Origin of the sequence: Streptomyces sp. NPDC057963, from assembly GCF_042887155.1 — a bacterium.
Lineage (GTDB): Bacteria > Actinomycetota > Actinomycetes > Streptomycetales > Streptomycetaceae > Streptomyces.
The window spans coordinates 160,017-172,861 of sequence record NZ_JBHVPX010000003.1; the positions used below are offsets into that span (position 1 = coordinate 160,017).

At 69.8% G+C, this 12,845-nt stretch carries 3 protein-coding genes; all 3 read right to left on the bottom strand.

Features of this window, described 5'->3' with window-relative positions; genetic code table 11:
• Positions 1-5 precede the first annotated feature (5 nt).
• Positions 6-1,688 carry a phytoene desaturase family protein gene (locus tag ACFVT1_RS07830; RefSeq protein ID WP_389793485.1) on the bottom strand — a complete coding sequence of 561 codons (1,683 nt, stop codon included), beginning with the start codon at positions 1,686-1,688 and terminating at the stop codon, positions 6-8.
• On the bottom strand, positions 1,678-11,118 hold the full coding sequence (locus ACFVT1_RS07835) for an amino acid adenylation domain-containing protein (RefSeq protein WP_389793487.1): 9,441 nt from the start codon (positions 11,116-11,118) through the stop codon (positions 1,678-1,680). Before ACFVT1_RS07835 ends, ACFVT1_RS07830 begins: the two co-directional genes overlap by 11 nt.
• Positions 11,119-11,198: 80 nt before the next feature.
• Positions 11,199-12,140, bottom strand: coding sequence for a sterol desaturase family protein (locus ACFVT1_RS07840; RefSeq protein ID WP_389793488.1), 942 nt, complete (start codon positions 12,138-12,140; stop codon positions 11,199-11,201).
• Between the last annotated feature and the right edge of the window lie 705 nt (positions 12,141-12,845).

The following is a 12,845-nucleotide window of genomic DNA, read 5'->3' on the forward strand; positions in this document are numbered from 1 at the left end:
GGTGTTCATGTGCGGGTGTCCCCGCGCGCGGACCATCTGTCGAGCTGAGGCAGCCGGCCCAGCTTTCCGGGGTGCCAGGGTTCGCCGCCCGGGCTCTCGGAAGCCGTGAACCCGCGTCCCAGCTCGTCGCAGAGGTACTGGACGACGAAGCGGCCGGTGGACGCGGCGCGGATCAGGCCGCCCATGCCGACCCACTGCCCGGCCATGGAGAATCCCCGCAGGCCGGGCAGGCGCATGCGGTCCTTGCCGACGAGCTTGGCCGCGATGTCGTCGGCCTCGGAGAATGCCTTCCAGGCCAGGATGGAGCCGTCGTGGTTGCCCGTGTAGCGCCGGGTGGTCGCCGGTGAGGCGACATCGACGAGTTCGATGCGTTCGGCCGTGCCCGGCAGCCGGCGCTCCAGGAAGTCTCTTACGAATTCGGCGACCCGGTGCTTCTGCGCCCGGTACTCCTTGCGGTCGGCGGCACGCAGTGCTTTCCAGTAGGCGAAGTCGCTGAAGTAGGTGCAGTGGACCACCGATCTTCCGGGCGGGGCGAATCCGTCGGAGTAGTGGGAACGCAGCTGGACCACCAGACTGCTCTGGAGCGCGCCGGGCAGCCGGGCGGCGTCCTCGGGCGGGAGGAGGTACGTGGTGCTGTGTGCCCGGTCGGGGCCCAGGTCGCCCCGGACCCCGGCGAAGGCCGAGACCACCGCGGGGAAGAGGGCGCCCGGTCGGTGCAGCAGGTCGTCGTACAGCTTGTCGATCCGCGGCCCGGTGTACCGGCCCTGCAGGAGACCGTGGATCGTCGTGTGGCCGTCGCAGGCCGAGACGACATGGTCGGCGTGGTACCGCCTGCCGTTGCGCAGTTCGATGCCGACGGCGCGTCCGTCCTCGACGAGGATGCGTTCGACCCGTGCGCGGTAGTCGATCTCACCGCCCAGCGTCGTGTACCGCTCCTCGACCGAACGCGCCAGGCCCAGTGAACCTCCTTGCGGGAAACCGGCGTTGTGGTGGTGGGCGCTGGCCATGTTGAACAGGTACGGGAGCAGCGGGAAGCCCTCCGGGTCCTGGAAGAAGATGTTGCGGAACGCCCGGCGCAGCAACGGGTCCTGGAACCGGTCGGCGAACTCGTGCATCGGCGTCGAAGCCGTACGCCAGAACAGGCGGAACGCGGGCAGGACGGTGCGCAGCGTCGCGGCCCTCTCGCGCACGGTCCGCAGGGCCGGGGCGGTCAGGAACGGATACAGGTCGATGGCGATGAATCGCCTCAGGTCCTGGCAGAACGAGCGGATCAGCCGGGCGTCGGCGGGCGAGAGGTCGAGCAGGTGGCGCTCCAGCCGGTCCGGGTCGTTGTAGAAGACCACTGACCGGCCGGTCTCGTCGACGACTCGGTTGAACATCTCGAAGTTGGTGATGGTCTTGCCGTCGAGCGCCCCCAGTTCGCGCCACACCTGGTGGGCGTCGTTGCCGTCGGCGGTGCCGATCAGCCACTCGATGCAGTAGTCGAAGATGTAGCCGTCGCGTGACCAGGCCGTGCAGCAGCCCCCGGGCAGCACGTGCTTCTCGAAGATGCGGGACCGCATTCCGTTCATCTGCGCGTAGCAGCCGGTGGACATTCCGGCGATGCCCGCGCCGATCACGATGACCCGGGGTCTGCCGTCCGCGTCCCGTCCGCCGGCGCTCCACGGATCGTCCGTGTCACCGGCCATCGGCGCCGCCCTCCTGGAAGATGCCGCGCACCAGCTCGGCGTTGCGGGCCACATGCTTGGGATCGAGCATGTCGGCGTGGATCCCGGAGCCGCGCAGCAGGGCCGTGGCCGTGGTGGAGCTGCCGTGCCAGGTGCCTTGCGCGCCCGCGGTGTAGAGCGCGGTCTTCTCCTCGTCCGTGACCACGCTGACGGTGGCGGAGACTGTGCCGAGGTTCGGTGTGCGGCCGCAGAATGCCAGGTATTCCGCTGCGTGGTCCAGGGTTTCGCGGGCGACAATCTCCGATCCGGTGTGCTTTCGGAGGTGTTCGGCCAATTCCGCCTCGAAGAACTCGAAGTGTTCGGGGCCGGGGACGTAGGGCTCCAGGATGCGGTGGGAATCCAGCACGATCACGTGGCCGACCTCGCGTCCCCGGTCTTCGAGCTCCTTGGCCACCTCGAACGCGAGGTTGCCGCCGAGGGAGTAGCCGAGCAGCAGGCATCGGCCCACGGGGCGCAGGGACTCGACGAGGTCGGCGTAGCGGGCCACCTTGTCCTCGCCCGGGACGTAGTTGAAGGCGATCAGCCGGTACCGGGGCAGCTCGGCGGCGAAGGCCCGGTAGACGAGTCCGTGGCCGCCCGCCGGGGGGAAGCAGAACACCGTCGGGTCCCGGTCGCTGTTGAAGCTCAGGTAGGGCAGATCGTCCGAGATCCCGCCGGTGGCGAGGCGCTCCACCGTGGCGGCCATCCCGTGCAGGGTCGTGACCCGGTACAGCAGGCTGACGGGAATGCCGACGCCGAATTCCTGGCGCAACCGGTGGATCAGCTCGATCAGCTTGATGGAGCTGCCTCCGGCCTCGAAGAACTCGTGTGTCAGGCCGACCCGCTCCAGGCCCAGCAGTTCCTTCCAGTGCCGGGCCATGCTCATTTCGAACGGTGTGCCGAACACCTCGTCCGGCTCGTCGTCCGCGTCGAAGCGGGGCGTCGGGAGGGCGGCGACGTCGACCTTCCCGTTGGCGGTCAGCGGCAGTTCCGGCAGTGCGACGAAGTGCGAGGGAACCATGTAGGCGGGCAGCAGTTCCGCGAGGTGGCGTCGCAGCGCGCGCCGGTCGAGCACCGTCCCCTCCTCCGGCACGCAGTAGGCGCAGAGCGCGTCCTCCCCCCGGGCGTCGGGGCGCACGGTGACGACCGTCCGGGCCAGCCGGGGCCACTGGGCGAGGTGGGCCTCGATCTCGCCGATCTCGATCCGGTGGCCGCGGAGCTTGACCTGGTCGTCGGCCCGTCCGAGCAGATGGACCCGGCCGTCCGCGTCCCAGCACGCCGCGTCGCCGCTCCGGTAGAGGCGTACGGGTCCGGCGCCCGGCTCCCGGCTCATCGTCCGGGTCACGAAGCGCCGGGCCGTCTGCGCGGGGTCGCCGGCGTAGCCGAGTGCGACGCCGTCGCCGCCGATCCACAGCTCGCCCGGTACGCCGGGGGGCACCGGCTCGCCGTGCTGGTCGAGCACATGGAGTGTGCTGTTGCTCAAGGGGCGCCCGATCGGCACCGTGCGGCCGGGTTCCAGGTCGTCGACGGGTCCTTCGAAGCAGGCGCTGTCGATGGTGGCCTCGGTGACCCCGTAGGAGTTGATCAGGCGGGTGTGCGGCCCGCACAGGTCGCGCAGCCGCCGGTACTCCCCGGTCTTCCACGCGTCGGACCCGACGACCAGCAGCCGCATGAAGTCCAGCCGCAGCCCCTCCCGTTCGCAGTGGTCCATGAGTCCGCGTACGACAGCGGGGACGAACTCCGCGCAGTCGACCCGCTCCTCGCGCATGGTCCTGTAGAGGCGTTCGGTGTCGAAGAGGAGGTCACGGTCGACGAGCACCAGGTTGCCGCCGGAGCACAGCGCGCGCACCAGGTCACCGGTGAAGACGTCGAACGACGGGGCCGCCATCTGGAGGTGCACCCGCACGTCGCGGTCGAGCCGGTACTCCTGCAGCCAGGCCCCGTACGCCGAGGCGAGGTTGCGGTGGCTGACCTGCACGGCCTTGGGGTGCCCGGTCGAGCCGGAGGTGTGGATGACGTACGCGGGCGAGTCCAGGTCCGCCGGACGGTCCGGTCCGGCCGCGGGCACCCGCCGGCCCTCCGTCCCGGGCCCCGCCTCGTACAGTTCCCGCAGGGTCAGCGTCTCGGCGGGGATCCCTGCCATCCGGTCCCGGGAGGGCTCGTCCGCGACGACGAGGAGGCCGGCGCCCGCGGTCCGCACGGCGTGGGCGACGCGGTCGGCCGGGTGGTCGGGCGGGAGGGGGAGGTAGGCGCCACCGGCCTTGAGTACCGCGAGAAGCGCGACGACGAGGTCGGGCGACTTGTCCAGGCAGAGCGCCACCACCGAACCGGCACCGGTCCCCAGTCCGCGCAGCCGCCGCGCCAGCTCCCCGGCGCGACGGTCCAGTTCCGCGTACGTCAGCCGGCGGGCCGCCCCGCGGTACGACGGGACCGTGACGGCGACCGCCTCCGGGCAGCGGGCGGCGGCCTCGCCGATCAGCTGATGCACGGGGCGGGCACGGTCCGCCTCGCGCTCCCCCGTTCCGGACGGCAAAGCGGTGCGCGCTGCGCCGCTCCACTCGCCGACCAGCCGCTCGCGCTCCTGGGCGCCCAGCATCTCCAGCCGGGTGGTGGGGTGGTCGGCCGGCGCCCGGGTCATGCTGTCGAGCAGGGTGGTGTAGTGCGCTGCCATCCGCCGCATGGTTTCCGGCAGGAACAGGTCGGTGTTGTATTTGAGGACGCAGTGGAACCGGCGCTCCGCCTCGTCCTCGTAGACGGACAGGGTGACATCGAACTGCCCTTCCTCTTCGGGGAGTTCGATGTATTCGAGCCGGTAGCCGTACTTCTCGGTCGCGACTTTGTGGGTCAGCAGGATGAACATGGCCTGGAACACCGCGGAACGGGTGGGGTCGTGCTGGAGTCCCAGTTCGTCCACCAGCAGGACGAACGGGTACTCCTGGTTGTCGAGGCCTCCCAGCACGGTCGTGCGGACCTGTTGCAGCAGTTGGGCGACCGACGGCTCCCCGGAGAGGTCCGCGTGCAGCGGGAGCGGGTTGACGAAGTAGCCGTAGACGGAGGCGAACTCCTGCTGCGTCCGGCCGGTCACCGGGCTGCCCACGATGACGTGGTCCTGGCCGGAGTAGCGCTGGAGCAGCACATAGTAGGCGCTGAGCAGCACCATGAACGGGGTCACGTCGTGCTCGCGGGCCAGGGCGTGCACGCGGTTGGTGAGAGCCGTGTCCAGCACGAAGAACTCCGAGGCCCCGTTGTGGGTCTGCACGGAGGGCCGGGGTTTGTCGACGGGCAGTTCCAGGACCGGCACCTCGTCCGGCAGATGCGAGCGCCAGTATTCGAGCATGCGCTGCGCCGCGGGACCGGACAGGAAGCGGTTCTGCGCGTTGAGGAAGTCCAGGTAGCGCGCGGTGACGGGCGGCAGCGAGGGCGCACGGCCCTGGCGCAGCCCCTCGTAGACCGCGAGGAGTTCCTCGATGAAGGTGAACGTCGAGATCGCGTCGGAGACGATGTGATGCACCGCCTTCATGATCACCCAGCGGTCGTGGCCGCGTTTGAAGAGGCGGAAGCGGAACAGCGGGTCGCGTTCGAGGTCGTACGGCCTGCGGTACTCGGCCACGATCGTCCGGTGGACCTCCTCCCACTCCTGGTCCTGCACGTCGAACAGCGCGAGGTCCGGGCTCCGGTCCGGCGACACCTGCTGCAGCGGCAGGCCGTCCACCGTGAGGAAGTTGGTTCGCAGCGCCGGGTGACGTGCGACCAGGCAGCGGACGGCTTCGAACATCAGGTCGGGGTCGAGGGCGACGCGGACCTCGACCGCGCCGCCGATGTTGTACGCGTAGCCTTCGGGGTTGAGCTGCCTGAGGAACCACAGGGCCTTCTGGTTCTGCGTCAGCGGGTGGCGGAGCTCGTCCTCGAAGATCTCCACCGCCGCCTTGTCGTCACCGCCGGACTCGAACGCCACCGCCTCGGCCAGACCGTCGTGGAGCTGTGTGACCAGTTCGACGACCGGGGTGCCGCTCAGCAGGGCCACCACGGGCGGGGCGACGCCGAGTTCGGAGCCGAGCCGGGCACGCAGCTCCATCGCCAGGAGCGAGTCGAGCCCCAGTGCGTTGAGGCCCGCGTGCGGATCGATCTGCTCGGGGCTCGTCCGCAGCACCGAGGCGGCCACCGCGGTGAACCGCCGTGCCACCAGGGACAGCCGCTCCGCCGCGCCCGCCGTGCGGAACGTGTCGAGAACGCCGTCGCCCGTGCCCGGGTCGACCGTACCGGGAGTGGCCGCCGCCGCCAGTTCGGCCACCAGCAGGGGCGGGGAGGCGTACCAGGACTGGAACACCGGCCAGTCGACGACCGTGGCGACGAGCAACTGGGCCCGGTCCTGGCCGATGACGCGTTCCAGCACCGCCATGCCGACGTCCGGTGCGAGCGAGCTCATCCCACGGCTGTGGAAATAGTGGTCGACGAGTCCGAGCTCTTCGATCATGCCGGTGGCCCACGGCCCCCAGTCGATGCTGAGGCCCGGCAGTCCGAGCGCGCGACGGTGCTGGGCCAGCGCGTCCAGGAAGGCGTTCCCGGCAGCGTAGTTGGTCTGGCCCGCCGTGGTCAGCAGCGAGGCGATCGAGGCGAACAGCACGAAGTGGTCGAGTGGTTCGTCCCGCAGGTGCCGGTGCAGCAGATACGCGCCGACGGCCTTGGGGTCGTGGGCCTCGGCGAACGTGTGGTGGTCCATGTCCGTGACGAGTGTGTCGCGGACCCGGCCGGCCAGATGGAACACTCCGCGGACCGGCAGCGGGTCGGTGAGCTGGTGGGCGTCGAGCCAGGTCGTGAAAGCGGTCTCATCGGTGATGTCGAGCGGTGCCAGGACGATCCGGGCGCCGAGCGCCTCCAGTTCCCTGACGAAGGCGGCGGCACGACCCTGGGCCGTGGCGGGGTCGAGTCCGCGCCAGGCGGAACGCTCCGGCAGTGCGGTGCGTCCGATCAGGATCAGGCTGCGCGCCCCGCGCCGTACGAGTGTCCGGCAGAGAAGCCTGCCGAGCGCTCCGAAGGCCCCGGTGACCAGGTAGTTGGCGTCGGCGCGCAGACGCAGCGGGAGGGGGCGCGTCAGCCCCTCGGCCCGCCGCGCCCGGCTGGTGAGGCGGCCGGCGCCGCGCAGTGCGATCTCTTCCTCGTCGTCGGTGAGCGCCTCACGCAGCAGCGCCTGTGCGTCGGCCCGGGGTCCCTCGTCTCCCTGCCGGCCGGGATCCAGGTCGATCAGTTTTCCCCCGTGGGAGAGCAGCTCCTGGTGCCTGAGCACCCGGCCGACTCCCCAAGCAGGCGCTCCCAGAGGCTCGACGGTCTCGCCGGGCTCGACGCACTGCGCCCCGCGGGTCACGATGTGCAGCCGGCCACCGGCCCCGCGCCGAAGCAGTGTGCGGGCGAGCGCGATCAGCGAATACGCCCCGGTTTCGCTGTGCTCTGCGACGTCCTGCCCTGCGACCTCGGTGAGGCGCGGCAGGTCGAGGTTCCACAGATGCACGACGGTGCCGAGGGACGCCCTGCCGTCCTCACCGCCCTCGTCCAGGTCGGCGAAGAGCCGCTCCAGGTCCTGGCCGGACCCCGGCACGACGGTGAACTCCCCTCCGTCACCCGCCGGTTGGTACGCCTTGCCAGGACGCACGAGGTGGCAGCGCACGCCGCGCGCGGCGAGCAGGCCACTCAGCGCGTCGCCGACACCGCGGCTGTCGGCGAACACCAGCCAGTCGGTACCGGTGGCGGACCCACCCGGTGCGGTGACCGTGGCCTTGTCCGTGACTGCGGACTTGTCGAAGGGCCTGTCGATCCAGACGGTTTCGGCGAGCCAGGAGTCGATCGTGCCCAGACCGACCGCCGTGGGCGCCTTCTCCACGTCGGCCGCGCGGAATCCGCTGATCCCGCCCAGAGGTTCACCGCTGTCCGTGTGAACGGCGATGTCTCCGACGAGCTCGTCCGCGTCGCTGCGGGTCACCGTGGCGTGCACCCAGATCGGCCGGTCTCCGACCGGAGCGAGACGCACCTCCTCGATCGACAGAGGCAGACGGATGCCGGAGGCCGGCCGGTCCGCGTCCCCGTCGAGGAGCTGTGTGGTCAGCAACGACTGGAAGCAGGCGTCGAGCAGCACGGGATGGATGTGGTGCCGGGCCGCGTCGTCACCGATCGCCGCGGGCGGGCTGAGCCGGGCGAGGACCTCGCCGGAACCGATCCACACTTCCTCGATGGCGCGGAAGGCAGGACCGTAGTGGTAGCCCAGGGCGGCCAGCTCCGCGTAGCACTCCTCACCGTCGAGCCGGCGTCGGCTGCCGGCCCGGAGGGTCGCGATGTCGACGGCGGGGCCGGCCGGGCGCGGCTGCCCGGAGCGCACGACGCCGCTCGCGTGCACCGCCCGGTCCCCCTCCGTCTCCCCTGCCGAGGCGATCGTGAACACCGCGTTCTGCGGCGAGAGCGTCAGGCGTACGGCGCGGTCCTCGCCCTCGGGCAGGAAGAGGGCTTTGCGGAATTCGATGTCCGTCAGCACGGCGTGCGTGCCGCCGGTCAGGGAACGGACCGCCTGCGTGGCCATCTCCAGGTACCCGGCCGCCGGAAAGACCACGGTGGACTGGATGCGGTGGTCGTCGAGGTAGGGCAACCGCTCGGTGTCGAGTGTCGTGTGCCAGGACGGTTCGGTGTGCGTCGTGCGGCGGCCCAGCAGGGGGTGGTCGGCGTGGCCGAGGCGGACCTGCGCGACGGGGCCGGGCTCCGTCCAGTACCGGTCGCGCTTCCACGGATAGCGGGGAAGTACGACCGGGCTGCCCACCGGGTGCAGGGTGTCCCACGCAACCGGTACCCCGGCGTTGTGCAGTTCCGCCAGCGAGGCGGCGAAGCGCTCCGGTTCGTTCTCCTGGCGGCGGATCGAGGCGACGGTGTGTACGGCCGCGCTCCGGCTGTCGAGGCACTCGCGGATGGAGTGGCCGAGCACCGGATGCGGGCCGATCTCCAGGAACAGCCCGTATCCGTCGTCGGCGAGCCGGTCCACGGCCGAGCGGAAACGGACGCGGTGGCGGACGTTCTTCCACCAGTAGGCCGCGTCCAGCTCACTGCCGTGTGCCGTGCCCTCCTGGCCCGTCAGATACAGCGGAACCGTTGCTGCCCGTGGGTCGAGCCCGTCCAGCGAGGCCAGCAGTTCGTCCTTGATCGCTTCCATGCCTGCGCTGTGGTAGGGGACCTGGACCGACAGGAACTTGGCGAAGACCTGCTCGGAGCGCAGCCCGTCGGCCAGTTCGGCCAGCGCGTCCCGGTCCCCGGCCAGGGTGACCGCCGAGGGGCTGTTGACCGCGGCGACGGACACCCGGTCCCCGTACGCGGCCGCCCGGAACTGCGCCTCCTCCTCGGGGAGACTCACGGCCAGCATGGTGCCCGTCCCGGTGAGCCGCTGCTGGAGCCGGCTGCGGTGCACCACGATCCTTGCCGCGTCCTCCAGGGTGTAGACCCCCGCCTCGTAGAAGGCGGCGATCTCGCCCGTGCTGTGACCGACCACGGCGTCGGGCCGCACGCCGTACTGGCGCCACATGGCCGCGAGTCCCACCTGGACGGCGAAGTTGGCCGGCTGCGCGAGCCATGTCTCGCCCATGCGCGAAGCGGCCTCGTCGGCCGTCATCTCCTCGATCAGGGACCATCCCGCCAGCTTGCGGACGGCCAGGTCGCAGCGGGTGACCGCCTCCCGGAACACCTCGTCGCCCTCGAACAGTTGGCGGCCCATGCCCCACCACTGCGGCCCCATGCCGGTGAAGACCCAGACGAGGCCGCGCTGCTCGGTGTCGAGTTGCCTGCCGCGGACCACTCGGGGGTGCGGTTCACCCCGCAGGAAGGCGGCGAGCCCTTCATCCAGATCCTCGCGTGACGCATACACGACGGAGAGCCGCGACTCGAGGTGCTGGCGACGTCGCGCAAGCGTGTACCCGAGGTCGGACAGCGGCACATCAGGGCCGTGGCCCCCTGCCAGCTCGCGTCGGATGCCCGCCGCCATCTCCGGCAGGGCCTCCGGGGTCCGGGCGGTCAGCGGCAGGATGTTCCAGGCCCGTTCGCGGGGCGCGGTGGGCCGGTCCTCCCGCTCGGGTGCCGCCTCCAGCACGATATGCGCGTTGGTGCCGCCGAAGCCGAACGAATTCACCCCGGCCCGCGCGGGCCCCTCGTGCTCGGGCCAGTCGGTCGGCTCGGTCGGGATCAGGTACGGGGAGGACTCCCGGTCGATGGCGGTGTTGATCCGCTCCAGGTTGATGTGGGGCGGGATACGGCGGTGCTTGAGGCAGAGCACGGTCTTGATCAGCCCGGCGATGCCCGCTGCCGCTTCGGTGTGCCCGATGTTCGTCTTGACGGACCCGACGTAGCACTTGGCACCGGGTCTGCGACCCACGGCCAGCGCCCGGCTCAGCGCGTTCGCCTCGATCGGGTCGCCGACCGCCGTCGACGTGCCGTGTGCCTCCACGTACTGCAGGGAGCCGGGTGTGATGCCGGCTCCGTCGCAGACACGCTGGATGAGAGCGGCCTGGGCGTCCGCGCTGGGCACGGTGATGCCATTGGTGCGGCCGTCCTGGTTGACCCCCGTGCCGAGGATCACCGCGTGGATCGGGTCGCCGTCGCGTACGGCGTCGTCGAGCCGCTTCAGCGCGACCATGCCCACGCCCTCGGCCCGTACGTAGCCGTTGGCCGAGGCGTCGAACGTACGTGAGCGGCCGTCGGGCGACAGGAAGCCGCCCTTCGTCTCGGCGATGGTGTACTGCGGTGCCATGTGCAGCAGGACGCCACCGGCGAGTGCGAGGTCGGTCTCCCGGTTGTTGAGGCTCTGGCAGGCGAGGTGCACCGCCACCAGGGAGGAGCTGCACGCCGTGTCGATCGACAGGCTGGGGCCGCGGAAGTCGAAGCAGTAGGAGAGACGGTTCGAGACCATCGTCATCATCGTGCCGGTGGCGGTGTGCGCGGCCAGTGAGGAGAAGCCCAGATCGGAGAACTGGAGGATCTTATAGTCCAGCGTGAACGCGCCGACGAACACGGCGGTATTGCTTCCGGCGAGCTCCGAGGGCCGCTGGCCGCCGTCCTCCAGCGCCTCCCAGGCCACCTCCAGCAGCTTGCGCTGCTGAGGGTCCATGTGGTCGGCCTCGCGCGGACTGATTCCGAAGAATCCGGGGTCGAACTCGTCGAAACCGTCGATGTATCCGCCCCGGCCACCGATCAGGCGTCCCGGTTTCTCCTTGTGCCTGCTGCCGAGCGTCGTGACGTCGTAGCGGTCCGCCGGTGTCGGTGTGATGCAGTCCTTGCCCTCCATGAGGTTCCGCCAGTAGGTGCGGTGGTCCGACGCACCGCCTGGCAGTCGGCAGCCCATGCCGATGATCGCTACTTCGTCGCTCACAGATGCACTGTTCACGTCGGGCAAGGTCGTACTCCTCAAGTCGAGGCGCCGGGACACGGCATGGATGCGAGGGGCAGTGCGGATTTCCGGAGAAGAGGGTCCGGTCAGGCGGAGCCGGGCCCGGCCCTCCTCGCACGGCGCCAGGGATGGAGAAGGGTGGTGGCGATCTCGCCGGTCGGGGGGAACAACGCGGGGTCACCGAGGCCGACCGCGACCGGCTCACGGCCGGGCCGCCATGTGTAGCTGTCGAAGAGGTGGTCCCAGATCGACAGATCCGAGCCGTAGTGGCCCGCTTCGGACAGATCAGTGCTGTGGTGCAGGCGGTGTTGCTCAGGACTGGCGAGCACATGGTTGAGCCGACCGATGCGCACGTCGATATTCGCGTGGATGAAATAGCCCTGTGCGGCCACGAAGAGACCCACGACGAGTACGGATTCCTGGGAGAACCCGATCAGCGCAAGGGCCAGTTGAACAACCCCCTGCGCAAGCACGATGTCGAGAACGTGATTGACGCCATTATTGGCGACGTTCACTTTTTGCGGCACGTGGTGCACTCCGTGCAGTCGCCACAATATCCGATTGGCATGGCCCAGTCGGTGCACGAGATAACTGGCCAGCGAACCGGTCAGAAGAGCTGCGGGAATTTCGGTCCAGAGGTGGAGAGCCGGCTCTTCCGGAGTCACCACGGAGACAGCTGCGGTGACGAGATATTGGGCCAGGGCGCTGGCCGCCATCGTCAGCAGGAAGTAGATGCCGTACCAGCGCCATTCACTGGGGCTCGGATGCCAGGAGCGCTGGTACGGAATCAGACGTTCGAGCGCGGCGAGGTAGACGAGGGTGCCGAGCAGGAAAAGCGGGCTCACACGACCCGGATCCCAGTCGAGGCACAGAGCTGCCGTAGCCACCGAAACCGTGGCCACCAGCAGGAAGGGATACGCCGACACGCGGAGAACAGTGCGCGCCGCACGCACGGCGGATCCCTCCCACGATGCCGGACCGGTATCCGGCTGCCGACCACCACCGGGCAGTGGTTCGCAATTTTCCATCCGCAGCACCTTTATAGAGGAACCAGTACAGAAGAATGCGCAGACCTCGAAGGAGGAACTGACTGATGATTTCTTTCGGGCACGCGAGACCGACGCTCCTTACGTCAGTCGTCACGCATGGAAGAACGTGCGTCCGGATGTTGCTGTGAACTGCTTCGCGGACTCGGCGGACCCGGGGCGGGACCGTCGGGGCGAGCCCGCTCTGGTTCCTTTTCCCTGCCCGACCCTCCCAACCGTCTGATTCAAGCCGCGTCCTGATGTGCCGGACAGAGAGGGCGGGATTTTGCCATCGCGTCCGATTCTCAATGAAACAGGCGGACCAGCCGGGCCGAATGCGAATAATTCGATTTACGGCCAGGTGGGTTACTCGTAATACTAATAATTTGTTGGGACTTTCCGTTCCGTCTTTCCGGACACGTGTCCTCGGACCTGCCGCCGTGGGACGGGGAGACCGCGAAAAGGCCGCACGGGCCGGAAGGACGCTCTTCTGCCGCCCCGGCAGACCACTCGCTCCGGCCCCGGCGGCGGTGCGGCTTCGGTCCCGGTCCCGGCGGAGCACAAACGGGCCTGCCGTGGCTCATTAACGCCGGATCCGGAGCGGGGATCGCGTGGCTCACACGGACGGGCAGCCGAGGTCCGGAGGTGTAGACCTGCTCTGTGACATCCCGTCACCCGGGTGCGCTGCCCTCCTGACCATCGAGGCCG